Annotated in this window: 28 protein-coding genes; all 28 read left to right on the top strand. The window is 41.1% G+C overall.

Annotated elements, in window-relative coordinates; translation table 11 throughout:
• Positions 1-22: 22 nt before the first annotated feature.
• The 28 genes from G586_RS0100625 (at position 23) to G586_RS0100490 (ending at position 23989) form a co-directional block, all read left to right on the top strand.
• Complete coding sequence (locus G586_RS0100625) at positions 23-1426, top strand: NlpC/P60 family protein (RefSeq protein ID WP_026526129.1); 1404 nt, start codon at positions 23-25, stop codon at positions 1424-1426.
• Between the two features lie 73 nt (positions 1427-1499).
• On the top strand, positions 1500-2918 hold the full coding sequence (locus G586_RS0100620; protein ID WP_026526128.1) for a deoxyguanosinetriphosphate triphosphohydrolase: 1419 nt from the start codon (positions 1500-1502) through the stop codon (positions 2916-2918).
• 94 nt (positions 2919-3012) lie between these two features.
• Positions 3013-4692, top strand: a complete 1680-nt coding sequence (guaA, locus tag G586_RS0100615) for a glutamine-hydrolyzing GMP synthase (RefSeq protein ID WP_026526127.1) — start codon at positions 3013-3015, stop codon at positions 4690-4692.
• 793 nt (positions 4693-5485) lie between these two features.
• Positions 5486-6322 (top strand): hypothetical protein, encoded by an 837-nt coding sequence (locus G586_RS21205; RefSeq protein ID WP_051204319.1) that lies wholly within the window; start codon positions 5486-5488, stop codon positions 6320-6322.
• Between the two features lie 102 nt (positions 6323-6424).
• Positions 6425-6910 (top strand): NUDIX hydrolase, encoded by a 486-nt coding sequence (locus tag G586_RS0100605; RefSeq protein ID WP_026526126.1) that lies wholly within the window; start codon positions 6425-6427, stop codon positions 6908-6910.
• Positions 6911-6928: 18 nt separating this feature from the next.
• On the top strand, positions 6929-7423 hold the full coding sequence (locus G586_RS0100600; RefSeq protein ID WP_026526125.1) for an HAD domain-containing protein: 495 nt from the start codon (positions 6929-6931) through the stop codon (positions 7421-7423).
• A gap of 59 nt (positions 7424-7482) precedes the next feature.
• A complete protein-coding gene (locus tag G586_RS0100595; protein WP_026526124.1) occupies positions 7483-7977 on the top strand; it encodes an NUDIX domain-containing protein in 495 nt (164 codons plus the stop codon).
• Between the two features lie 100 nt (positions 7978-8077).
• Complete coding sequence (locus tag G586_RS0100590) at positions 8078-8623, top strand: NUDIX hydrolase (RefSeq protein WP_035772008.1); 546 nt, start codon at positions 8078-8080, stop codon at positions 8621-8623.
• A 175-nt stretch (positions 8624-8798) separates the two neighbouring features.
• Positions 8799-9278, top strand: coding sequence for a GNAT family N-acetyltransferase (locus G586_RS21200; RefSeq protein ID WP_051204317.1), 480 nt, complete (start codon positions 8799-8801; stop codon positions 9276-9278).
• A 72-nt stretch (positions 9279-9350) separates the two neighbouring features.
• Positions 9351-9878, top strand: coding sequence for a GNAT family N-acetyltransferase (locus G586_RS0100580; RefSeq protein WP_026526122.1), 528 nt, complete (start codon positions 9351-9353; stop codon positions 9876-9878).
• Between the two features lie 75 nt (positions 9879-9953).
• Positions 9954-10586, top strand: a complete 633-nt coding sequence (locus G586_RS0100575; protein WP_026526121.1) for an HD domain-containing protein — start codon at positions 9954-9956, stop codon at positions 10584-10586.
• A 47-nt stretch (positions 10587-10633) separates the two neighbouring features.
• On the top strand, positions 10634-11569 hold the full coding sequence (locus G586_RS0100570; protein WP_026526120.1) for a hypothetical protein: 936 nt from the start codon (positions 10634-10636) through the stop codon (positions 11567-11569).
• A 70-nt stretch (positions 11570-11639) separates the two neighbouring features.
• Positions 11640-12404 (top strand): class I SAM-dependent methyltransferase, encoded by a 765-nt coding sequence (locus G586_RS0100565; RefSeq protein WP_330363220.1) that lies wholly within the window; start codon positions 11640-11642, stop codon positions 12402-12404.
• A gap of 124 nt (positions 12405-12528) precedes the next feature.
• Complete coding sequence (locus G586_RS21195; RefSeq protein ID WP_051204316.1) at positions 12529-12957, top strand: SDR family NAD(P)-dependent oxidoreductase; 429 nt, start codon at positions 12529-12531, stop codon at positions 12955-12957.
• Positions 12954-14144: a hypothetical protein gene (locus G586_RS0100555; protein WP_026526118.1), complete on the top strand. Its 1191-nt coding sequence runs from the start codon at positions 12954-12956 to the stop codon at positions 14142-14144. The genes G586_RS21195 and G586_RS0100555 overlap by 4 nt, the downstream gene beginning before the upstream one ends.
• Positions 14145-14225: 81 nt before the next feature.
• Positions 14226-14831: a YdcF family protein gene (locus tag G586_RS0100550; RefSeq protein ID WP_026526117.1), complete on the top strand. Its 606-nt coding sequence runs from the start codon at positions 14226-14228 to the stop codon at positions 14829-14831.
• A 62-nt stretch (positions 14832-14893) separates the two neighbouring features.
• On the top strand, positions 14894-15811 hold the full coding sequence (locus G586_RS21190; RefSeq protein ID WP_051204314.1) for a metallophosphoesterase family protein: 918 nt from the start codon (positions 14894-14896) through the stop codon (positions 15809-15811).
• A gap of 222 nt (positions 15812-16033) precedes the next feature.
• Entirely contained in the window at positions 16034-16282 is a 249-nt protein-coding gene (locus G586_RS0100540) for a hypothetical protein (RefSeq protein ID WP_026526116.1), read from the top strand.
• Complete coding sequence (locus G586_RS0100535; protein WP_035772004.1) at positions 16266-17042, top strand: class I SAM-dependent methyltransferase; 777 nt, start codon at positions 16266-16268, stop codon at positions 17040-17042. The genes G586_RS0100540 and G586_RS0100535 overlap by 17 nt, the downstream gene beginning before the upstream one ends.
• A gap of 10 nt (positions 17043-17052) precedes the next feature.
• Positions 17053-17937, top strand: a complete 885-nt coding sequence (locus tag G586_RS0100530; RefSeq protein ID WP_026526114.1) for an SPL family radical SAM protein — start codon at positions 17053-17055, stop codon at positions 17935-17937.
• Positions 17938-17997: 60 nt separating this feature from the next.
• Positions 17998-19158, top strand: coding sequence for a flavodoxin family protein (locus tag G586_RS24405; protein WP_051204312.1), 1161 nt, complete (start codon positions 17998-18000; stop codon positions 19156-19158).
• A 20-nt stretch (positions 19159-19178) separates the two neighbouring features.
• Positions 19179-19955 (top strand): GNAT family N-acetyltransferase, encoded by a 777-nt coding sequence (locus G586_RS0100520; protein WP_026526113.1) that lies wholly within the window; start codon positions 19179-19181, stop codon positions 19953-19955.
• Between the two features lie 76 nt (positions 19956-20031).
• The gene (locus tag G586_RS0100515) at positions 20032-20628 is read left to right on the top strand and encodes a class I SAM-dependent methyltransferase (RefSeq protein ID WP_026526112.1); all 597 of its coding nucleotides are present in this window, start codon (positions 20032-20034) and stop codon (positions 20626-20628) included.
• Positions 20629-20705: 77 nt separating this feature from the next.
• Positions 20706-21236: a cysteine hydrolase family protein gene (locus G586_RS0100510; RefSeq protein WP_026526111.1), complete on the top strand. Its 531-nt coding sequence runs from the start codon at positions 20706-20708 to the stop codon at positions 21234-21236.
• 61 nt (positions 21237-21297) lie between these two features.
• Positions 21298-21780, top strand: a complete 483-nt coding sequence (locus G586_RS0100505) for an NUDIX domain-containing protein (protein ID WP_026526110.1) — start codon at positions 21298-21300, stop codon at positions 21778-21780.
• Positions 21780-22352, top strand: coding sequence for a chromate transporter (locus G586_RS0100500; RefSeq protein WP_026526109.1), 573 nt, complete (start codon positions 21780-21782; stop codon positions 22350-22352). The genes G586_RS0100505 and G586_RS0100500 overlap by 1 nt, the downstream gene beginning before the upstream one ends.
• Positions 22349-22909: a chromate transporter gene (locus G586_RS0100495; protein ID WP_026526108.1), complete on the top strand. Its 561-nt coding sequence runs from the start codon at positions 22349-22351 to the stop codon at positions 22907-22909. The genes G586_RS0100500 and G586_RS0100495 overlap by 4 nt, the downstream gene beginning before the upstream one ends.
• Positions 22910-23026: 117 nt before the next feature.
• Complete coding sequence (locus G586_RS0100490; RefSeq protein WP_026526107.1) at positions 23027-23989, top strand: alpha/beta hydrolase; 963 nt, start codon at positions 23027-23029, stop codon at positions 23987-23989.
• Position 23990 lies beyond the last annotated feature (1 nt).

Raw genomic sequence — 23990 nt, 5'->3', positions numbered from 1 at the left:
TTGTTTCTTTAGTGGGGATTAAATGAAAAAATTCAACTTTAAATCATATAAAAGATATATGTGTGCCTTGATAGCAGCTACTTTTGTGGTATGCTCCGGAGAACCTGTTTTGGCGACCACAAGTAAGGAGCTTAAGGAACAGCAAAAGGAACTGGAAAAAGAGAAAAAAACACTCGAGAAGCAGCAGGATGCAATCGAAACTCAGCAGCAGGAGAGCCAGAGTGAGCTCAATGAGGCTCAGCAGAATATAAGCAATATTCAGGGAGAGCAGGCTGAGATTCAGGAGGGAATTGATGCTGCAAATGAGGAACTTTTGGGGCTCCTTACAAGTATTGATCTGATCCAGGCTGATATTGAGGATACCCAGGTAAAAATTGAAAAGACTCAGCAGGAATACGACGAGGCAAAGGCTCAGGAAGAGACTCTTTATGATTCCATGAAGAAGCGCATAAAATTCATGTATGAAAAGGGCGAATTTTCATATGCAGAGCTTCTTCTTCAGGCGCAGAGTGTCGGAGATATGCTTAATAAAGCAGGCTATGCGGAAGAGCTTTATGATTATGACCGCACTAAGCTTAATGAGTTCATTGCGGCTAAGGAAGCGGCTGAGCAATATGGTGAGGAGCTTGAGGAAGCGAAGGCAGAACTCGAGACCTCAGAGTATGAGCTTAAAGAAGAGCAGAATTATGTAGAAACGGTCATAGATCAGTATAAGAAGCAGTATGCAAATTTTGATGTTCAGCTCGCCAAGGCAAAGCAGAATGCAGCCATTTATTCCGAGCAGCTTAAGCGTCAGACGGCTCAGATTCGAGATCTGCAGGCGCAGATAGATGCGAAGGATGCTGAGGTTAAGAAAACCAAGAAGGCAGCAGACGAAGCGGCATCTAAGGAAGTTGAGGAAGAAAGAAAGAAGAAAGAGGCTGAGGAGGCTGCCAGAAAGAAAAAGGAACAGGAAGATCTTGCTGCTAAAAATGCAGAGAATAATGATGATGACAATAATGATCAGGCTAGTGCTTCATCTGCAAGCAGTGAAGCATCATCAGCGGCTCCTTCAAATACAGCACCGTCACCTTCAGGCTCCGCTACCGGCCAGAATATTGCAAATTATGCCTGTCAGTTTGTCGGAAATCCTTATGTTGCAGGAGGAACCAGTCTGACAAATGGAGCGGATTGCTCCGGATTTGTTTATTCGGTTTATAAGGCATTTGGTATAAATGTACCAAGAACTTCATATTCTCAGGCAACATATGGGCGTGAGGTTTCATATCAGAATGCGCAGGCCGGAGATGTTATTTACTATGGAGGACATGTTGGAATTTATCTTGGTGGCGGAAGAATTGTCCATGCAAGTACAGCCAAGACAGGAATTAAGTATGAAAATGCGACCTACAGAACTATCCTGACAATCAGAAGGTTTGTAGGGTGAGATTTGTAAGACTTGGATTATGCAGGATCGTTCGTCGGTTGTGCTGTCTGAGCATATATAAGGAGATAAGAATTTGGAATGGAATAAGCTTCTCTGCGGGGATCGAGTGCGACCGATAGTTAAACGTGAAGGATCAAATGATCTTCGCAGTGAATTTGAAAAGGATTATCACAGAATAATAGGAAGTGCTTCTTTCAGAAGGCTTCAGGATAAAACTCAGGTTTTTCCCTTGGATCAGTCAGATTTTATCAGAACGAGACTTACCCATTCGCTGGAGGTCTCTTCTTTTTGTAAATCCCTTGGACAGAACATTGCCAGAAAGATAATAACTGAGATAAAGGATGAAAGCTTCGAACTCGGTTTTCAGCAGGATATATGCGATATTCTGCAGTGTGCAGGGCTTCTGCATGACATAGGGAATCCGCCCTTTGGACACTTTGGAGAGTCTGTTATCAGGGAGTGGTTTAAGGATAATCTTCCGGGGCTTTGTGCTCCCGGAAGTGAAAAGAGCCTTGTGGAAGTTCTGAATCCGCAGATGCAGAATGATTTTTATCATTTTGAAGGTAATACGCAGGCCTTGCGAGTAGTAAGTAAGCTTCACTACCTTGTAGATGAGCATGGAATGAACCTTACGAAGGCACTTTTGGCAACCATAATCAAATATCCGGTTTCATCGCTGGATGTGGATAAGAATAGTGAAGATATATGTCGCCATAAGATGGGGTATTACTATGCTGACAGGGAACTTTTTAAGGATATTGAGGATTCCTGCGGCCTTAATGGAAGAAGACATCCTCTGACATATATTCTGGAAGCTGCCGATGATATCGCCTATAGAACAGCTGATATTGAGGACTCTTTTAAAAAGGGATTAATCAGCTATGACATGCTCGTCCGCGAACTTGAGAAGAGATGTTATGAGGATCAGTCGGATCATGTGTACAGGGATTTAATAGGCACGTTAAAGTATAGATACGGCAAGGGAATTGAACATGGTGTAAGTGATCCCGGCGAATACGCTGTTCAGAACTGGATCGTGGCTGTGCAGGGAAGGCTGATCTATCTGGCAACTGACAGCTTCGCCAGTCATTATAGTGAGATCATGGACGGATCCTTTGGGTCTGAGCTTCTTGAAGGAACGGAGGGCAAGCATATTGTTGATGCCCTTGGTGATATTGCTGTTAAGTATGCTTTCAATTCGGAGCAGATATTGAAAATAGAAGTCAGCGCAGATAGGATTTTGAGATATCTCTTGGATAAACTGGTTCCTGCAGCAATATGTTATGATACAGATGCAAAACAGAGGCCGATTGATTCGAGGATGATTTCTTTTATTTCGGATAATTACAAGAGCATTTATCATATTTATTCTGAGGATAAGAGCGAGGAAGAAAAGCTATACTTACGACTTCTTCTGGTGACTGATTATGTGTGCGGAATGACTGACAGTTATGCTAAGAGATTGTACCAGGAGCTGAACGGGCTTGTCTAAGTATTCTGTTTATAAGGTTTTTACTTGCAATTTTGCTATCTAGCATATATGTTATTTTAAGTAGTTTAACAAACAGAGCAGAAAGAGAGAAAATATGGCAAGAGAAATGGTTGTAGTTCTTGATTTTGGCGGACAGTACAAGCAGCTTATTGCAAGACGCGTCCGTGAGTGCAACGTTTACTGCGAGATTCATCCGTATAATATCGGACTCGATAAGATTAAAGAGATGAATCCCAAGGGAATTATTTTAACCGGTGGTCCCAACAGCGTATATGGTGATCAGGCGGTTTTGTGCGAGAAGGAGCTTTATGAGCTCGGAATTCCGGTACTTGGAATCTGCTATGGTGCACAGCTTACGGCATTCTTAAATGGCGGAGAGGTAAAGACAGCTCCTGTCAGCGAGTATGGTAAGACAGAGACCTATCTTAATACTTCATCCAAGTTGTTTGCAGGTTTTACAGAGAACGAGGATGGTATTCCCGTAAGATATTCTGACAATGATTTCTCAGTTCAAAGGAGTGGCGACGCAGTTTCTTCTGCACAGGCGAATAGTACTTATGGCCCTGAGGCAGTCGTTACAACCTGGATGAGCCATACTGATTATATTGCAAAGGTTCCTGAAGGATTTGTTATCACAGCGAATACTCCTAATTGCCCAGTTGCAGCTATGGAGAATGCTGACAGGAAGATATACGCAGTTCAGTTCCACCCCGAGGTTATGCACACTGAGTGTGGAACAATGATGCTTAAGAATTTTGTTATGGATATTTGTGGCTGCGCAGGCGACTGGAAGATGGCAGACTTCGTTGAGAGAAGCATCGCTGAGATCAGAGAGAAGGTTGGAGATGGCCGTGCACTCTGCGCTCTTTCAGGTGGTGTTGATTCATCAGTTGCAGCGGTACTTATGAGTAAGGCTATCGGAAAGCAGCTAACATGTGTATTTGTTGATCATGGTCTTCTTCGTAAGAATGAAGGCGATGAGGTTGAGGCAGTATTTGGACCTAACGGTGCATACGACCTTAACTTTATAAGAGTTAATGCTCAGGACAGATTTTATGAGGCACTTAAGGGTGTTGAGGAGCCTGAGAAGAAGAGAAAGATCATCGGCGAGATGTTCATTCGTGTATTTGAGGAAGAGGCTAAGAAAATCGGAGCTGTTGACTTCCTTGTACAGGGAACAATTTATCCTGATGTTGTAGAGAGCGGAATCGGTGAAGGTGCAGTTATCAAGTCTCACCACAATGTAGGCGGTCTTCCGGATTATGTTGATTTCAAGGAGATCATTGAGCCTCTCCGCATGCTCTTTAAGGATGAGGTAAGAGCTTCAGGACTTGAACTTGGTATCCCCGAGCATCTTGTTTTCAGACAGCCCTTCCCCGGCCCTGGCCTTGGTATTCGTATCATCGGTGAGGTTACAGCCGAGAAGGTTCGCATCGTTCAGGATGCAGATGCCATCTACCGCGAGGAGATTGGCAAGGCAGCAGCTGCTTATAAGGAAGAGAACGGCAAGAATCCTTCATGGCTTCCGGCACAGTACTTTGCAGCACTTACAAATATGCGTTCCGTTGGTGTCATGGGTGATTTCAGAACCTACGATTATGCGGTAGCACTCCGTGCAGTTAATACGTCAGACTTCATGACAGCTGACGCAACAAACCTTCCTTGGGAGATTCTTCAGACAGTAATGAACAGGATCATTAACGAGGTTAAGGGAGTCAACAGAGTAATGTATGATCTGACTTCGAAACCGCCGGGAACAATCGAAATGGAGTAAAGTAATAGCCCCTGGAATCCGCTTGTGTAGCGGCTTCCGGGGTTTTTTATTATAAGATGACGTCGGTTTGTTTGCGCCTTGACGTAGCTTTTGGAGTTTCTCTTTACAAGCTGTTGATTGTTCTGTATAGTAGTCGATGGATTTATGAAAGATTTTCTTTTCAATAATTCTTTTGAATGGTTGCTTTAATCATAAAGCGGCTTATATTCCAAATATGAGAATTTATATACCTTTTTGGAAGCTATGGGGAGAAATAGGTATATAAGACTAAAACATAATATTGAGGGTTGATTGGTTAGATAGTGGATACTGCCGGTATGCGGGATAGAAGTATGACCTACGAGGGAACAAGTCTTGATAGGGCTGGATTTTACCGATTAGAACCTCTGCGGAGAGAATTCATCGGTGGGTAAAGCGTGAAATCGCGAACAAATTCCGATTAGATATTTAGGGAGGGATATTTAATCGGTGTGAGGAATAACGTGTCATATGGAAAACACCGACTAATTTGCATAATTCGGAAACTTATCGGTATGGCAGAAATAAAATCAGTAAATGGACTACGATTAAATAAGGTATTCGAAGAATAAGTCGGAACAGTACTAATAAATCAACTTGTGTGACACCGATTATAAATACCAAGAGAAGCAAATCATCGGTGTAATAAGAATTATATGTCTAGATAAGAACCGATTAAATGGAGGTAAATGAAAATTAGTTGGTGTAGCTCTGGAAATGGAAGAAAATCAATGAACTAAAAACATGCAAATATATGATGGAGGTTAGAATTTGAATGACAAATAAGGGACAGAAGAAAAGTCTGGCGTTTTTTAATGATGAAAGGCTATTTGAAGAATTACAGCAAAGAAAAATCAATCTGGAAGCTATTATCAGGAATAAGGAAAGTGAACTAAAATCAGCACCTTCTGAACATTTGAGAATATGTGATAGGAAGACATTTGTTGAATATTATGTCAGGAGAAATCCGCAAGAAAAGAATGGAAAATACATATCGAAAGAGAAAATGGATTATGTGAAAAGCCTTGCACAGAAAGATTATAATCAGAAGGTATTAAATATGGCAAAGAGAGAATTGAGTAAGAATTCTGATTATATAAATTTTCTTAAAGATAACCAGCTTACTAAAATTTATGATAGATTTTCCGAACCCAGAAAACAGCTGGTTATTCCAATAAAAATGCCAGATGATAATTATTTGAACGAATGGAGAAAGCAATCCTACGAGCCAATGGGATTTGCTGATGATTCAATAGAATACTATTCAGATAATGGTGTAAGGGTCAGGTCAAAATCAGAAATAATTATTGCAAACATGCTTGAGAAATATGCTGTGCCATATAAATATGAATGTCCTCTGAAACTTGAAAAATGGGGTATGGTGCGACCTGATTTCACATGTCTTAATATTAGAACACGAAAAGAATATATCTGGGAACATTATGGGATGATGGATGATGAGAACTACGCAAACAAAAATGTTTCAAAAATAAATTCTTATGAAGAAAACGGTTATCATGCAGGAAAAAATATGATTATTACATTTGAAACTTCTCAACATCCCATAAATTCGAATATAATAAAGACTATGATTCGTTCATATCTTATATGAGGAGTACGTGGGAATACAGTTACCACCTATGGGGACGAGGGATCGATCAGCAGATACTGGATTGAAATATTGAGGTAGAGTCTTATCTGGGAGATGATAGATATGGAATTGTGGGATGCTTATGATGATAAGCTTAATAAAATTGATGGGGTTACTTTGGTTAGAGGGGAACAGATACCGGAGGGCTGTTTTCATTTGTGTAGCGAAGTCATTGTCAGGCATAAGGATGGAAGCTATCTGATAGTGCAGAGAGATAAAAGAAAACATTTAGGTGGAATGTGGGAAGCTACCGCCGGTGGTTCAGCATTGCAGGGAGAAAATCCATTAGAATGTGCACGCAGGGAGCTTCAGGAAGAAACAGGTATATTATCCAATGAGATGATCGAGATAGGACGAGTGTTGCATCATGAGCATAAGACATTCTATGTGGATTATCTTTGTGTTACAGATGCAGATAAGAATAGTGTGGTTTTGCAAGAGGGAGAAACACAAGATTATAAATGGGTATCCGCAAGTGAACTTAGGGGAATGTCCAGAGATGAACTGGCAACAATGCGGAGCCTGAATTTTATAGGGGAACTAAACTAAATACGGAGGATGGAAAATATGGGGAAGGTAATATTCTTAGATATTGATGGGGTTCTTAATTCTAATTTCTGGAATGCAGATCATCAGAGAGAAATCAGCGACGGAAAATATATTGATACTGAAAAGGTAAAACTATTATCAAAGCTTGTGAAGAAATCAGAGGCTTCTATTATCCTGCATTCAGGATGGCGATTTTGGTTTGGAAAGGATCTGAAACCACTGCGATCAGAAGCAGGATATCTTGCGGATCTTCTTGGTGCGGAGGGAATAGTAGTTTCTGGAATGACTCCGGATCTTACAACTGAAGAGATCAGGAAAACAAAGAAATTTAGTAAGGTTAAGGCTGATGAAATCCTGATGTGGCTTAAAAATCATCCCGAGACAGAAAGCTGGGTGGTTCTTGATGATCTTGAACTTCACAATGAGGACGTTGCAAAATTCCAAGTCATGACAGACCCTGAGCAGGGACTAACCGAGGAGGATGTGGAGAAGGCTTTGGGAATATTGTGTTGACCTTGCCCTTAGGGCATACAGTATGATTAGGCAAAATAAATTCAAAAGGGGAATTGGATATGGTTTTCAAGTACTGTGCTGAATGTGGTCATAAATTAGAGGATATAAGGCTTGGGGATGATGATTGCAAAATTTGCCCATCATGTAAAAGGATATATGGCAACAATCCTCTGCCTGTAGTGGAAGTGCTGGTGGTGAACGAGCTAAATGAAGTACTTCTTTTAAAACAGAACTATATCTCAGAGGATAAGTGGACTGTTGTGTCGGGATATATGGTTGAGGGCGAGACAATAGAGGAGGCTGTCGCCAGAGAGGTAAAAGAAGAAACAGGGCAAATAGTCAATAAATGCCAATATGTATCCAGTTATTACTTTGAGCCTAAGCAGCTTATCATGATAGGTTTTATTGCTTATGTAAATAAAAGCGATTTTGCTGATTCTAATGAGGTGGATGACCTTAAATGGTGCAAGCTTGACGAAGTGGAACCGCTGATTGCCAGAGAGAATAACTGCTCCGGAATGCATTTTGATAAGTGTAAAAAGTATCTTATTTGAAGCTGAAAAATCAAAGCGAATATGAAGTCGAAAAATTAAAGCGAAAACGGAACTAAATATTTTAGCTAAATATACAGCTTGTGGCAGAAGGGAGTACGTGATGTTTGAAGCAGAAAAAATGCCCAAAAGACTTGAGAGGACAACTATTTATGAAAGCGATTTTGTATGCCTTTATACAGATAAGGTTGAGCTTCCAAGTGGATATATAATAGAGAACTATCATCAAATTCATTACCCCAAAAAGGCAGTATCGATAGTCATTTTTGACGAAGAGGAAAACATTCTTTTTATTCAGAATAGAAGGTATACCGTAGGACGTTTGGAATGGGAAATACCTGCCGGAAGAATTGAAGAGGGGGAATCCATCGAAGAAGCTGCCAGAAGAGAAGCTATGGAAGAGACAGGGTGTGAGCTGTCAGATTTGAAGTACCTTTGTGAATATAATCCGGCAAATGGAATGTCAGATTCGCTGGTCCATTGTTTTGCTGCAAAGGTGGTAAAGGAAGGGAGCATTAAGGACATCGATGAGATAAGCAGTAAGAGATGGTTCTCGAAAGAAGAGTATATGGATTTGTTAATGAATAATGGTACCAGGGATGGAGTTACTATTCTTCCAATTCTTTATGCGCTGCAATTTTATAAATAAATATTCAGTTGGTGACAAATTGTCACTGGCTAGATATATGAATTTATTGCATTGTAAAAAAACAAGGTGGGGAGAATGAAAATAAGAAAAGCATCAGGCGAAGAAATGCTTTCTTTATGGGGATATAAGGATGCTTTAGTTATTATATAAGAATATTTCAGGAGATGAAAAATAAGTGTCAGATAAAATCAGCTTAGCTATCATGACAAGGGAAATGTGTCATGAGCTATATAAATCATGGGAAAACGATGAATCCATATACATGGATATGTCACTGTTTAAGCCGTATACATACAAAGAGAAATCGGTAAACAAATATTTTGATTCCAAACAGGAGCCATTCCGCAGACTGTTTGCAATAATGCTTGGAGATAAACCTATAGGCGAGGTGCAGCTTAAAAGTATTGATCAGAGCAAGAAAGAGTGCACTCTTAGTATTCATATGCAAAATGATAATTTTAAGGGCAAGGGATACGGAACAGAGGCGGAGAGATTGGCTGTTAGGTACGCTTTTGATGAGCTTGGGATGAAGGCGGTAAATGCGGATACTGTTGTTAAAAATGTAAGAAGCCAGCATATACTTGATAAACTGGGATTTGAGTTTATAGGGAAAGAGGGCGATTTTAAATACTATCGTTTGGAGAATGCAGAGTGAGATAAGGACAGACATTTTATAGAGTAATATCCGTTTGCAAAACAGGATAGAAGAATTGAGTTGGGGGAATGGATGAAAACATATCTTGACGATGGAAGCATAAAAGTCCGTAGCATGTTAGAAACAGATGCGAAAATCATCTATGATACGTATTTTTCATATGGATGGCATCCGGAAATGGAAACATACGAGAACTATTACAAAGAACAGGAATCAGGAGATAGATTTGTTTTTATAGCGGAATATGAGGGCAGAGTTGCAGGATTATGTACGCTGTTATTGAAGCCGACAGAAGGTCCGTGGCTTGATACAAACTGGCCTGAGATAGTTGATCTTTGCGTTTTCTTTGACGTCCATGGAAAGGGAATAGGGACGAGACTTCTTGATGCTGCAGAGGCAGAGGCTAAAGGGATAGCTGATCATGTTTTCCTTGCAGTTGGAGTTCATTCAGGATATGGACCGGCTCAGAGGATGTATGTAAGCAGAGGCTATAACTTTGATGGTAGCGGAGTCTGGTACAAGGGGAAGCAGCTTGGACAGTACGAACAATGTTGTAATGACGATGATCTTTTGCTGTTTATGTCCAAGAAATTAAACTGAGGAAATCACCACTCATGGTTATCACCTAACTTAACACATAGAAATAAGACTTAAATTACTTTAGGAGGGAACAGCATGCTGCCAACAGCGGAGGAAGTAAAAAGAGAATTAGAAATAGCGGGGGAGCTTAATCCCGGGCCATGGATAAAGCATTCCATCAATACAGGAATTGCGGCGAGGAATATCGCTGAAAAGATCCCCGGGATGGATGCAGAGAAGGCTTATATAGTAGGATCTATGCATGATATTGGTCGTAGGGCTGGCATTACAGATATTCCGACTCATGTGTATGACGGTTACAAATATTGTATGGAAAAAGGATGGGACGAGGTTGCAAGAATATGCATGACGCATTCCTATCTCAGGATGCAGGATGAGTTTGACTATGAGCCTGAAACTGAGCATGAAAAAGCGATCAAGGCCTACATTATGAACTGTGAAGCGGATGACTATGATAAGCTGATTCAGCTTTGTGATTCGCTTGCAGTGGACTATGGCTTTGTGATTTTGGAAAAGAGATTTGTAGATGTTACCAGACGATATGGAATCATGGAAGGTTATATAAAGGGTTGGGAAATAGCGTTTAAGATTAAAGAGGAGTTTGAGGCGCGCATGGGATGCTCTATTTATGATGTGCTTCCAGACATTGGAAAGACATCACTCCTGACACCTAAGCCCTGGAAGCCACCTGTAAAGCAAGTTGATTAAAACTAAACACGAATAAGGCAGCGAGATGTTATAACTTGGAGAAAAATATGAATAGTTTGTTTTACGAGGGACTAATTGAAAATGATATAAAGAAGCTTCTGGCGGTTCCCAAAAGTGATCTTCACAATCATTCAACGAAGGGATGCAGACGAGAGTGGCTTGCTGAGCAGTTAAACATGGATTTGCCAAAACCGCCTGAAAAGTTCGGGGGCCTTGATGGAATGCAGGAATGGTTTACCAGGAACCTCAAACCGTATTGCTTGGGGAGCGAGGGAATTATCCTAAGATGGGAAGGAGCATTTGCGGAGGCAAAGCGAAATAATATAACAAGACTTGCCATGAACTTTGGGGCTCAGGAAATTGATCTTGTTGGAGGAGTGGATACTTTTACAAAGATGATTGAAGGCTTCTGGAAGGAGTATTGTCCGGAAACCAATTTTGAGCCGGAGCTTACCTATGTATCCTTGTGCGATGTTTCAAAGGAAGCAGACAGAATCGATGAGTATGTATCCACCGGCTTTTTCAAATCCATCGATGTATGCGGTGGTGAGAACCTAAAGCCCTTTGAGGATTTCCTGCCACTTTATAAAAAAGCTGAACAATATCATCTGATCAAGAGAATTCATGTTGGCGAGAGCGGATCTGCGGAGGATGTAAGACGGGCTGTGGATGTACTGGGGCTTGATGAAATCCATCATGGAATACATGCTGCGACTTCAAAGGAAGTGATGAAATTTCTTGCCAAGAACAAGATAATATTGCACGTCTGTCCCAGCAGTAATGTGATGCTGGGATATGCTAAAAGCTATGAAGATCATCCAATAAGGACATTGGTTCAGAATGGGGTTCAGGTTACGATAAACACCGACGACCTTCTGATATTTGATAGCTCAATAGAAAATGAATATCTATTACTGTACAACTCAGGGGCACTTAGTGCAGAAGAGCTTGATGAAATAAGGCTTGCTGGGTTAGAACAATAATGAAAAGAGAGCAGGTACTAAGATAATGAGTTGGTGACAAATTGTCATCAAGTGAGAGCAAAAAGTAGGCATCATTCGGGAGGAGACAATAATGGCAAAGCAGAATATCTATGATAACGATGCGTTCTACGATAATTTCAAGAGTTTAAGAGATAGCGATATAAATTTCAACGATCTCATCGAAACGCCGATAATAACAGCAATGATGCCAGATCTTAAGGGAAAGAGAGTTTTGGACATCGGCTGTGGCATGGGACAGCATGCCATGCAGTATGTAAAATCAGGTGCGCGTTCGGTTGTCGGAATAGACATTTCTGAGAAGATGCTCGCTTACGCAAAGGAGCACAATTCTGATGAGAAGATCACATATAAAAGAATGGCCTTTGAGGAACTGGATAGTCTTGATGAAAAATTCGATGTCATAACAAGTTCGCTTGCTTTTGACTATGTCGAAGACTTTGGGAAGCTTATGAAGACTATATATGGAAAACTGGATGAGTCTGAGTATCTGGTTTTCTCAATGTCGCATCCCCTTTCAACGGCATATGATGGAGTTTACGATAGGTACACCAGGACGGAGACAGGGAAAAGACTTTATGCCAACCTTCACAACTATGGTATAGAGGGGCTTAGGCATATTCACTGGGTTGTCGATGACTATGAAGTATATCACAGAACGGTATCCACGCTTATAAATGAAATTGCGGCAGCAGGTTTCGTGATTGAGGAGTGTCAGGAATCGAAGATTTCTGAGGAACTGCTGCAGAAGTACCCGGATCAGTTTGACGGAGTGATTCACCAGCCGGATTTCATATTCTTTAGATGCAGAAAATGATTATAGGGCTATGTAATACAAATTTTATATAAACTACGAAAAGTTAGTTTTCTATTTGCTATATAGAAGACTTTGGAGGCATAAATGGGGAGAGTTGCAATTATAACGGGAGCTGCAGGCGGCCTTGGCAGAGCTGATTTCTGTTTCACTTCAGTATATGCGCGAAGGATCAGGAATCATCAATGTTTCGTCCGCATCTTCTTTTCAGCCAAATCCATATCTTAGCATGTATTCAGCCAGCAAGGTGTTCCTTAAGAACTTCTCAAGAGCGCTTGGTGTGGAGCTCAAGGAGAGGAAAATCACTGTAACCTGCGTGTGTCCTGGGTGGGTTGATACCGGAATGCTTCCTAAGACAAAGGATGGCAAAGAGATTAAGTATTCCGGAATGCTTAAGGCTTCCTATGTAGTTAAAACGGCTATGTCTGATTTTGCCAAGGGGAAGGATATGTCAGTTCCCGGATTTTTCGCGGGATATTTCAGATTGTATTCAAAGATAATGCCAACCAAAATTGTAATGAAGCAGTGGCTAAGGGGGATAAAGGAGTACGTATGAAATACGGGATCTCAACGGAAAGAGTTGATCTTTTTGATGTGAATATCGTAATTGTTATGCAGGTCAAATTGCGCGAAGCTGTTCCGTTTGAGGAGCTGCAAAAAGCCTTTGAAAAAGCATGCAGCGCCCATGAAGTCTTGCGCTCCAAGGTTGTGATAGACGAAGAGGGAGAAGCTTTCTATGTGGATTGCGACTGCCCTAAAAATAGTTTTTCAGAAACCACGCAGACACTTACAGAACTCATAAATTCTAATGAAAGGAAGCGTTTTAAAATTGAGGAGGGCGAGTTTATAAGGGGATTCGCAGCTCCTGATGGCCTCGTCTTTATGATGCATCATTTAGGCGGTGATGGAAAATCACTTCTGTACTTCATAGAAACTTTTATGAATTGTCTTTCCGGAAATGAAATTGGGGAGGTTCCTTTTAAAAATCTCACACTGGAAAATCTTCCTGAAAATAGCAGAATTCCATTTTTCTACAAAATCCTGGTAAATAGATGGAATCGTAAGTGGCAAAAGGATAAGCGCGTGTTTGACTTCTTAGACATGGACAGAGCTTACAAGAACTTCTGGGAGAATAGAAAGACCAAGACCATAATTAAGAGATATGAGAAGTCTGACATAGAGCAGCTGATACAGAAAGCAAAAAGAGCAGGCGTATCACTGACCGCTTACCTTATCACTGACATGATCAAGGATGAAAAGAAGAAGGTAGATGTGGGCCTTGCTGTTGATGGAAGGACAGACAATAACAGATCCATGGGAAACCAAGCCACAGGCATTTCTGTTGAATATAAATACGACGAGAAGAAGTCATTCGAAGAAAACGCCATGGCGATTCACAGTCTAATGCAGAAGAAGCTTAATGATGACAGATATCGTTTCTTCGTGCTTGGGTTCATGGGTAAATTGGATTCGACTTTGAAGGATGCACTAAATCTTGAGCATGCAGGATATTTTCATGCAAAATCATCATCTACGGTGGCGGAGCTTCTGGGGTATGGTGAGAAGGTTAAGGACTATAGCATAACGAATCTTACGAGGGCGGATATTCCGCTTAAGTATGGAGATTATGAAATAAAGGAAATTGCATTTATTCCGCCGGTTATTTCATATGGCAAGAACATAATAGGAATCGTTACGGCGGGAGATGTCATGAATATTGCATGGCACACCTATGAAGAATAGTAATCATCAAATATTGCATGGCATACTTACGAAGAATAGTAGTAGAGAAAGGTGCAGATGCTATCTGCTAAAAGCAAGTAGATGTGGGTATCAGAGTTAGAAAAATCAAATCTGACAGAAGACATAGTGGACAGAATATTGTATAAAGGGCTTGAGGATAGCGGCGAGAGCGCTGACTGCATACTGGTGCTTGGCAGCATTAAGGCGCCTGAGTTCAGAATTCCTGTGGCAGTTTCTGCCTATAAAAATGGCAGGGCTCCAAAGATACTGTTATCCGGAGGTTCTGTGAGAAATTTTGAAGACGGAAGAATGGGCGAAGCGGAGCGCATGCTAAATGCGGCGTTGGAACTTGGTGTGAAAAGGGAAGATATAATCCTGGAGCAGGAATCCCAGAACACTGTTGAGAATATGCTGGCATCGCTGATGGCACTTCATAGAGCATTTTGGATAAATAAGGTTAAGAGAGTTTTAATTGTGACAACAACTTTTCATATGAGAAGGAGTATTCAGCTCGCAAGATATCTTTTCCCTGACCATATAGAAGTGTTGCCGTGTCCTGCGGATGATATAAATACAAGACGTGAAAACTGGTATAAAACCGAGGCTGGAAAAGAGCGGGCTATGGGTGAAGTTTACAAGATAATGGAATCCGTAGAAAATGGGCTTTTCCCGGATTTCGAGATTTAAACGGCCAAGGTCATGGAATGTGGCATAAGTTTCATAAAATGAGCTGAAAAAGAGGGAGCTAAATGACTAAACAGATAGGCGTAATTTCAGACATACATAGTAACTATACCGCCTTTAAGACTGCGGTAGAATATATGAAAGAAAGAGGCATCACCGAGTTCTTTTTGCTGGGAGATTATGTGTCCGATACAACGGATACCAAAGAGACACTGAAGTATTTGCATGAACTAATGGATAACTATAAGGTTACTGCCATAAGAGGAAATCGTGAGGACTATTTACTTGGTCAGAGAAAGGTTATGCGCGGAGAATCTGATGCACCGCTGTGGCTTTACAATTCGGCATGTGGAAATCTTCTTTACACATTTGAGCTTTTGTCCGATGAAGATTTGGATTTCTTCGAATCACTGCCAATTTCCTTTAAATATGAGTGCGATGGATATCCTTCTATAACCTGTTGCCACGGATCTCCCAAAAACAGTCGAGAGCCGCTTTTGATGAATAATGGGAGCGCAAAGAACTGGTTAAAAAAGGTAGACACTGATTACATCGTTGCTGGGCATACGCATATTCAGGGCGAGTTAGAGTGTGAAGGAAAACACTATTTTAATACCGGATCGACAGGAATTGCCATAAATGCTGCGGGACAGGCTCAGTGCCTGATACTTCATGGCTATGATGAAACAGAACCGGAAGGCCCTTGCTGGAAGGCAGAGTTTTTAAATATTCCCTATGATGTGGATTACGTAATCGATGCAATCTATGAAAAGGGGCTCATGGACAAGGGAAAATGGTTTGCAGCCAACAATATTTTTATTTTAAAAACCGGAAATGACTATACTGTGGACCTCTTGAAAAAGGTAGCGAGTCTCCAGAAGGAAGCAACAGGGCAGGAGGTCAACTGGCCTTATATCGAGGAAGAGTATTTCACGAAAGCCGCTAAAATTGTAGGGATTCCGGATTACAGGCAGAGAGCCTGATTTGTAACAGAGGTAGCTTTTAAATAATCTAAATTGAATCATTGATAAAGCAGGGGGCAGGTGAGCTATAACTCATCTGCCTCTTTGGTTTATTTTTTCGGAGTGTCTTTCAGGTTGAAAATCGGTGCAAATATAGTAAACATCAGTGTTTATCTCTTGGCAGCAATGCATGTAATTTAATATAATATAGACCTACGGTCTTGTTTTGTTGGGTGGTGAAAAATGATAGAAATTCAGGATATTCCGATAGAAAACATAAATGATTTTTGGAAACTTCACATAAAGTATCTTGTGGATGATGAGATCAGCGAGGATGAAGAGGACAAGGAATATTTCGAAGGCGATGAGTATGACATGCCTCTTTTTATAAAAAAAATTTTTACAAATCTTCTTGACCTTGCCCTTGGGGCGGCATTTACGATGACTTCATTACTTACATCAGGAGGAAAAAGGTATGAAGTTTTATATTAACGAAGAGGCAAAGGTTAAGGAGCAGTACACTAAGGCAGAAGGACTCAGTACAAGAATATCAATTCATAATAAGTACTCGACAAACAAGATGGGACTGGGCAATTGGTACTTTACTGTTTTTGAGATAGAAGAAGGAATGAAGGTTTTGGAACTTGGCTGCGGCACAGGTTCAATGTGGGCTGGTCACGAGGATGTGATTAAGAAATGTTCCGAGATAATCTTTTCGGATTTTTCTGAAGGAGTACTGGAGACCGCAAAGAGTAATATAGGCGAACATCCAAACGCAGAGTTTAAAACGATCAACATTCAGGACATTCCTTCTGAAGACAACTTTTTTGACATAATTATTGCAAACAACATGCTTTATCATGTTCCTGATATAGAGAAGGCTCTTTCGGAAGTCAAAAGAGTTCTTAAAAAGGGCGGTAAATTTTATGCGGGAACCAGCGGCGAGAAGGGAATCATGGAGACCATCGTGAGCTGGATGGGAATTCCCGGAGCATATGTAAATACATTTTCATTGGAAAATGGTGGCGAAAAGCTGGAAAGACATTTTTCAGAAGTTAAGATTGAGAGATATATAGATTCTCTGGAAGTAACAAATCTGGATGATCTTATGGACTATATTTATTCTGGGATAACCTTTAAAAATGTCTGCAAACTCTCTAAGGAAGAGGTCAGGACGATTCTGGAGAGTCATGTGGAAAACGGAGTGCTGAAGCTTCCAAAGGATCCCGGGATGTTTGTATCACTGAAATAAAGGGGAAAATATGCATTTTGTAGATGCGAAGGGAATACTGACAACAAATGGCGGACGCTGTGGAATGAATATTTATCGCGGCTGCTCCCATGGCTGCATTTATTGTGACAGCAGGAGTAAGTGTTATCAGTTCACGCATCCTTTCGAGGATATAGAGGTGAAGCAAAATGCTCCGGAGCTGTTGGAGGCAGCTCTTAAGTCCAAGAGGAAAAAATGCATGATCGGCACAGGTGCGATGTCTGACCCCTACATGCACTGTGAGATGGAACTGGGACTCACAAGGAAGTGCCTTGAGATAATAAGAATGTATGAGTTTGGACTGGCTATACAGACCAAGTCGGACAGAATACTTAGAGATATAGATTTACTTGATGATATAAACAGAGCTGCAAAATGCGTCGTGGAAATGACGCTCACAACTTTTGATGATGAGCTGTGCAGCATATTGGAGCCGAATGTATGTAATACAAAGAGGCGCATAGAGGTTCTTGAAGAGATGCAAAAGAGGGGGATTCCAACGATAGTGTGGATTACTCCGATTTTGCCATATATAAATGATACTGAGGAAAATGTCTCGCAGATACTTGATGAGTGTGCCCGCGTTGGAGTTAAGGGAATCATTGATTTTGGAATGGGACTGACTCTGAGGGAGGGCGACAGGGAGTATTATTATGAAGCTCTTGATAAGCATTTCCCCGGATTAAAGCGCAAATACATTGAGAGATATGGAAATGCCTATGATCTTCCAAGTCCGAATGCGAAGAGGCTGCTGAAACTGTTAAGAGAAAAGTGCAAAGAAAACAACATGCTCTATAAGCCGGAGGATTGCTTTGAATATATGAATGAGCTACCGGAGAGATTTGAGCAGATGAGCTTGTTTGACATAGATAATTGAGCGGTTAGCTGTAGGTAGAGTATAAGAAGATAAATTGAGGATGCTGATAGGGGGAGAATCATGAATCTTATTATCCATGATTTGAATGAAACTGAATGGAAAGAAATAGCGGCTGATTACGAAGGATGGGAAGTGTTGTCAGGTAATGAGAACGTTACACCCTGCGTTGGATGCTTTGGCTGCTGGCTTAAAACTCCGGGAGAGTGCGTCCTTAAGGATGGCTATAACCATATGGGCGAGCTTATCCATAAGGCGGATGAAGTTGTGATCATGAGCAGATACACCTACGGCGGATTCAGCAGCTCGGTTAAAAGTATCTTAGACAGAAGCATAGGGTACATACTGCCGTTTTTCAGAATGGTAAATGGTGAAATGCACCATAAACCAAGATATCCGGAGATCAAGCCACTGAGATTTGTTTTCAGAGGTACTGGGCTGACTGAGGAGGATAAGGAAAAAGCAAGGAAATATGCCGAAGCTGTGCGCACAAATCTGAATGGAAAGATAACAGAGATAAGGTTTGTTGAGTGTGAAGATAAAGATGCGAAGGCTGTCAGGGCGGATGGTGTTGATTCTGTTCGGGACAATATGGCAGATAAAACAGTTTTTATAAACTGCAGCATGCGCGGAGATGAGGCGAATTCCAAGAAATTTCTGGATGTTATCGCTGATAAGGTCAGTGGTGATACGGAGAGGATAAACATCGCGTCCTATGTGAAGAGGCTAGATGAGCTCTGCGGGATTGTTCTTGGTGCGAAGAAAGTGGTGCTTGGAATGCCGCTCTATGTGGATGGAATACCTGCGCTTCCGTTAAGGCTCATGGAGATGGTGGAAAAAGAGTGCACCGATGGAGATAAAAAGATTTATGTTGTCGCAAACATGGGGTTTTTTGAGAGTGAGCAGATTGTGAATCTGCTTAGCATGGTGAAGACCTGGTGCGAAAAGTGCGGATTTAAGTACTGCGGCGGAATGGCCATAGGTGCCGGTGAGATGATGGGACAGGTTCTCAAATTTGGAAGTAATGGTCCGGGAAAATTCGTTTACGATGAGCTCATCAGATTTGGAGAAGCGATTAATTCATCGGAAGCTGTGGAAGATATTTACACGAAGTCCAATAAATTTCCGCGCATTGCATATTTCCTAGCGGGCAATAGCGGGATGACAAAATCCGGTAAAAGCAATGGACTTTCGAAGAAGGATCTGATGATGAGAATAGGCTAGAGATCAGAGGAAGAGTTTTTATGACTAACGAAGAGATAAGAAGAATTGCTCTGGAGCAGTCCGCAGAGGACTTGGGCTGTAAGGCAGAGGATTTTCTTGCTAATGAAAATATAGTGGTTCCGTTTAAGCTCGGGAAAAATGCGAGAAAGTATTTGAAGGAGCCTATTACCTGCAATCTTGTTTCCTATGGAAACAACATAGTTGCGGGAGTAACTGAAGAAGTGGCAGAAATTGTGAAGGAGTACATTGGAAGATACGAGTTTTACCACTGCTTCGAGACTCCAAACATGCACTGGCTTGATGATCGCATGAAGGAAAAAGGGCATAAGATATGCTTCATGGCTGAGTATTATCTTCCGGATGTAAATAACCTTCCAAAGCTCTCCTGTGGTTATGAGCTTAGAGTGCTTGGGCAGGAAGACTTTGGAGAGCTCTATAAACCGGAATGGGACAATGCTTTGTGTGCTGACAGAAGGCAGTTAGATGTTCTTGGTGTTGGTGCCTACGATGGAGATAAGCTTGTTGGATTTTCAGCCTGCTCAGCTGATGGAGAGGAGATGTGGCAGATTGGCGTTGATGTACTTCCTGAGTACAGACAAAATGGAATAGCTTCTGCAATCACGGCAAGACTTGTAAGAGAGATATTAGACCGCGATAAGGTTCCTTTTTACTGCACAGCATGGTCCAACATAAGGTCAGTCAGAAATGGAATCAAGAGCGGACTTATCCCTGCCTGGGCTGAGATGACTGTGAAGCCGGCAGCAGTCGTGGATGGGTTTAATGAAGTGGATAAATAGTATTAAATAGTTAAGAGGAATGACGGATGATTGGAAAGTTCTGATTAAATAGATAAACGTACGGAGGATTAGAAAAATGTTTTGGGATAAAATATCACCGCTATATGATTTCTTTGAGAATGTGTACAACCACAAGGTTTACTCCGGGACAGGAAAAAAGGTAGCGGAATTTATTAGCAAATCAGATGAAGTGTTTGAGTGTGCCTGTGGTACAGGTGCAATAAGCCAGTATATTGCACCAAAATGTAGGAGCCTGATTGCAACAGATTTTTCATCAGGAATGCTCAAACAGGCAGAAGCAAAATGTAAAGAGTATAAGAATGTCAGCTTCAAGAAAGCAGACATAACAAACATAAAGTGCAAAGCAAACAGGTTTGATAAGGTGGTTGCGGGAAATGTAATTCACTTATTACCTGAGCCGGAGAAGGCGCTATCAGAGATGCTGCGCGTAGTAAAGCCCGGTGGCAAGGTTATCATTCCGACTTACATAAACAAGTCAAAGACTTCAGCTAATTTCGCTGTAAAATTTGTTGAACTTTTGGGAGCGGATTTCAAGCAGCAATTTGATCTTTCTTCTTACAAGAAATTCTTTGCAGACATGGGATATAAGGATGTAAAATATTGCGTGGTTGATGGTAGAATGCCCTGTGCAATTGCAGTGATCACAAAGTAATAGTGCCATATTATAAATATAGTTTTTTAGCACAAATACAATTAAATAACATATTGGAAAATTCTGGAGAGACAATAATGACATTACTTGTAATAGATATTCAAAAGGGAATTACTGACAACAGATTATATAGATTTGAAAAGTTTTTGGCCAATGTAAAAGAGCTAATTGCCCTTGCACGAAGTAATGGTCAGGAAGTGATTTTTGTGCAGCATGATGATGGACCTGGAAGCGGTTTTTCAATAGGGGATGAGGACTACGAGATATTTGAAGAGGTTGCACCTGAAGGCAGAGAAAAGATTTTCACAAAAACAGTAAACAGTGCACTGCATCCATCTACAGGACTTCTCAAATATTTGCGGGACAAGGATGAGAAGGCTTTGATGATAATCGGACTTCAGACCAATTTCTGCATAGACGCAACAATAAGGACAGCCTTCGATAATGGTTTCGAAGTGCTGGTTCCGGAACACACTAACTCAACTTTTGACAATGTGTATATGAATAACGATGCATGCTACCACTACTACAATGAGTTCATGTGGCCAGGCAGATTTGCAAAATGTATCAGCATGGATGAGGCTAGAGAACGTCTTACTGTAGAGTGATAAGTATATAGAGGGGACAAAAACTACATAATGGAGGTGAAGTTTGGAGGAATATTTGAACATGAAAGAAGTAGAAATTGTTGGGGACAACTATTTTGGCAGTTGGGTTAAAAGCCGTATTGCCTGCAGAGGAATAATAGTGCAGGATGGAAAAATCCTTCTTACCTATGAGCCGGACAATGGTCAGTACATGATTCCGGGTGGCGGACTCGAGGAGGGTGAAAACGAGGAAGAGTGCTGTATCAGGGAGATGGCTGAGGAGACAGGAAAAGTAGTTGAGGTCTCTGACTGCAAGCTTGATATCATGGAGTACTACGAAGACTGGATGGGACATTCCAAGTATTTCTTATGCAAAATAGTTGGTGAGACCAAGACAAACTATACTGAGCAGGAGCTTGCTGTAAAAATGGAGACCAGATGGGTTTCGGTGGATGAAGCTATTGAGGAATTCTCTAAGCATGAATCCTACAGAGCTACTGATGAGATGCGAAGGGGAATGTATTTAAGGGAATATACTGCTCTTAAGGAACTATTGGGGATATAATGCTTTTTACACTATTTATTACATTTGCAAAAATAGGGCTGTTCACCTTTGGCGGTGGACTGGCCATGATTTCATTGATTGAAAATATCTGTGTGGAACAGAAAAAGTGGATCACGCATGAAGAGATGATGAATGTAACAGTTATTGCCCAGTCCACTCCCGGACCGATAGCAATTAACTGTGCTACATATGTTGGATATAAGAAAAGAGGTTTAGCGGGTGCCATTGCAGCGACCGTTGGAATGGTGCTTCCTTCATTCATAATAATTCTGATTATCTCCAGATTCCTGGACAGCTTTCTTGAGATTACATGGATTGCCAACGCATTTAAAGGAATTCGTATCGCAGTCGGAATACTGATTCTGGATGTAGCAATCAATATGATAAGTAAGATGAAAAAGAAAAAGTTTCCATGCGTAATCATGGGCTGTTCATTCTTTGTGATGCTTCTCATAAACATTTTTTCCTGGAAGTTTTCATCAATAAGTCTGATGTTGATCTCTGGAATTATCAGTTTGTCAGTCTATATGGCTCTCGGCTCACCATCAGGGAAAGGTGGTGAATCTAAATGATTTATCTGGATTTGCTCATTGGATTTTTAAAGGTTGGATTTTTCTCTTTTGGTGGGGCGTATGGTGCAATACCGCTTATAAGAGATGTTGTGCTTGAGTATGGCTGGATGGATGAAGAATCCGTAATGGATATGATAGCTATTGGCGAGAGTACGCCCGGCCCTATTATGGTCAACCTCGCAACTTATGTAGGCAGCAGACAAGCCGGCATTTTAGGCGCAGCACTTGCGACGCTGGCTGTGGTACTTCCTGCATTCCTTATAATTCTACTGATTATGGTCCTTCTTAAAAAGCTTCTTGAAAATCAATATGTTCAGGCGATTTTAAGAGGACTAAAGCCCTGTATTATAGGAATAATACTATCTACAGGTGTTTATATGATTATTAAAAACGGAATATATCCGGTTACAGAAAATAAGGATATGTTACCGATTATTCTTACAGCAATATTGGCTGTAATTTACTATGGTTCAAGGAAATTACTTAAAAAGAAAATGACTCCGATAATGCTGATAATAGCGTCAGCAGTGCTGGGTATAGCGATATACGGAGTATGAGAATCTAATGTCAATTGCAACTTGTGCATCCCCAAATGCAACTTATGCAGATTTGAATATTTGGGTTTTCTTTTTCTGATAAAGTAAAAACATCTTAAGAAAAGGAGCACAAAACAAATGAAAAAGAACACAATCGTTAAGGTAATAAAAATCACATTAGGAGTAGTTGCAGCGCTGATAGTTGTCGGCTCAATCGGAATGGCAAAGCTTGTTACCGATGGCGTATTTTATCAGAATAAAAACAATGATACTCAGGGCAATTCAGTTAAGCAGCTTGCAAAATATGGATTTGACCTTGACGGATTTAATGCTACATATAAGGGCGAAGAGATTTCAGCTACAGCAGAGGATGGAAATGTTGTTCCCGCAACATATTTCGATATGGATAGCGACAAGTGCGTAGTACTTGTACACGGAGCCGGCGGCGACAGAGTAGCAACCTATCCTCTTGCACAGCAGTATATTGAGAGAGGTTATGACGTAATTGCTTTTGATGACAGAGGCCACGGATTAAACCCTGATACAAAGGTAACTTTTGGTGTTAATGAGCAGCGCGATGTTAAGGCTCTTGTAAAGTATGCAAGAGAGACTCTTGGAAGCTCAAAGGTTATTGTTCACGGCCAGTCAATGGGCGGAGAGGTTACAGCAGTTTATGCATCAAACGTAACTCCCGGAACCGTAGAGGCAGCAGATGCCGTTATACTTGATAGCCCTGTTCCCGGAATGGAGTACATGATCAGAAGCGTCATTGCAGATGATGACCCGGTGGAAATGGAATCAGCTATGACATCTTACTTAATTGAAACAGGTAAGCTTTACTCAGATATTTGCTACCATGTTAACTGGAACAAGGGTGATACAATCAAGGTTGTAGCAAATGATCAGCTTCCTACACTTGTATTTGTTTCAGAAAAAGATACAGTTTGTCTTCCTGAGAAGGTTGAGGAAGTATATGAAAATGTTGGAAGCGAAGTAAAGAGCATTGCTTATGTAGACAGTGCACACATTGAAGGAGTTATTGATGATCCTGCAGGATACATGGAATATGTTGAGGATTTCCTTGCAAATGCCGGATTATAAA

The sequence above is a fragment of the Butyrivibrio sp. VCD2006 genome (genome assembly GCF_000423925.1).
In the GTDB taxonomy this organism is placed as follows: Bacteria; Bacillota; Clostridia; order Lachnospirales; family Lachnospiraceae; genus Butyrivibrio.
Note: the sequence above shows the minus strand (reverse complement) of the source record. Positions and strands in the feature narration are given on the sequence as shown.

Bases quoted from the DNA above. Each gene is read 5' to 3' on its own strand.
- G586_RS0100625 (WP_026526129.1), top strand. From the start codon at position 23: ATGAAAAAATTCAACTTTAAATCATATAAAAGATATATGTGTGCCTTG.
- guaA (WP_026526127.1), top strand. From the start codon at position 3,013: ATGGCAAGAGAAATGGTTGTAGTTCTTGATTTTGGCGGACAGTACAAG.
- G586_RS21205 (WP_051204319.1), top strand. From the start codon at position 5,486: ATGACAAATAAGGGACAGAAGAAAAGTCTGGCGTTTTTTAATGATGAA.
- G586_RS0100605 (WP_026526126.1), top strand. From the start codon at position 6,425: ATGGAATTGTGGGATGCTTATGATGATAAGCTTAATAAAATTGATGGG.
- G586_RS0100600 (WP_026526125.1), top strand. From the start codon at position 6,929: ATGGGGAAGGTAATATTCTTAGATATTGATGGGGTTCTTAATTCTAAT.
- G586_RS0100595 (WP_026526124.1), top strand. From the start codon at position 7,483: ATGGTTTTCAAGTACTGTGCTGAATGTGGTCATAAATTAGAGGATATA.
- G586_RS0100590 (WP_035772008.1), top strand. From the start codon at position 8,078: ATGTTTGAAGCAGAAAAAATGCCCAAAAGACTTGAGAGGACAACTATT.
- G586_RS0100580 (WP_026526122.1), top strand. From the start codon at position 9,351: ATGAAAACATATCTTGACGATGGAAGCATAAAAGTCCGTAGCATGTTA.
- G586_RS0100575 (WP_026526121.1), top strand. From the start codon at position 9,954: ATGCTGCCAACAGCGGAGGAAGTAAAAAGAGAATTAGAAATAGCGGGG.
- G586_RS0100570 (WP_026526120.1), top strand. From the start codon at position 10,634: ATGAATAGTTTGTTTTACGAGGGACTAATTGAAAATGATATAAAGAAG.
- G586_RS0100555 (WP_026526118.1), top strand. From the start codon at position 12,954: ATGAAATACGGGATCTCAACGGAAAGAGTTGATCTTTTTGATGTGAAT.
- G586_RS0100550 (WP_026526117.1), top strand. From the start codon at position 14,226: ATGTGGGTATCAGAGTTAGAAAAATCAAATCTGACAGAAGACATAGTG.
- G586_RS21190 (WP_051204314.1), top strand. From the start codon at position 14,894: ATGACTAAACAGATAGGCGTAATTTCAGACATACATAGTAACTATACC.
- G586_RS0100540 (WP_026526116.1), top strand. From the start codon at position 16,034: ATGATAGAAATTCAGGATATTCCGATAGAAAACATAAATGATTTTTGG.
- G586_RS0100535 (WP_035772004.1), top strand. From the start codon at position 16,266: ATGAAGTTTTATATTAACGAAGAGGCAAAGGTTAAGGAGCAGTACACT.
- G586_RS0100530 (WP_026526114.1), top strand. From the start codon at position 17,053: ATGCATTTTGTAGATGCGAAGGGAATACTGACAACAAATGGCGGACGC.
- G586_RS24405 (WP_051204312.1), top strand. From the start codon at position 17,998: ATGAATCTTATTATCCATGATTTGAATGAAACTGAATGGAAAGAAATA.
- G586_RS0100520 (WP_026526113.1), top strand. From the start codon at position 19,179: ATGACTAACGAAGAGATAAGAAGAATTGCTCTGGAGCAGTCCGCAGAG.
- G586_RS0100515 (WP_026526112.1), top strand. From the start codon at position 20,032: ATGTTTTGGGATAAAATATCACCGCTATATGATTTCTTTGAGAATGTG.
- G586_RS0100510 (WP_026526111.1), top strand. From the start codon at position 20,706: ATGACATTACTTGTAATAGATATTCAAAAGGGAATTACTGACAACAGA.
- G586_RS0100505 (WP_026526110.1), top strand. From the start codon at position 21,298: ATGAAAGAAGTAGAAATTGTTGGGGACAACTATTTTGGCAGTTGGGTT.
- G586_RS0100500 (WP_026526109.1), top strand. From the start codon at position 21,780: ATGCTTTTTACACTATTTATTACATTTGCAAAAATAGGGCTGTTCACC.
- G586_RS0100495 (WP_026526108.1), top strand. From the start codon at position 22,349: ATGATTTATCTGGATTTGCTCATTGGATTTTTAAAGGTTGGATTTTTC.
- G586_RS0100490 (WP_026526107.1), top strand. From the start codon at position 23,027: ATGAAAAAGAACACAATCGTTAAGGTAATAAAAATCACATTAGGAGTA.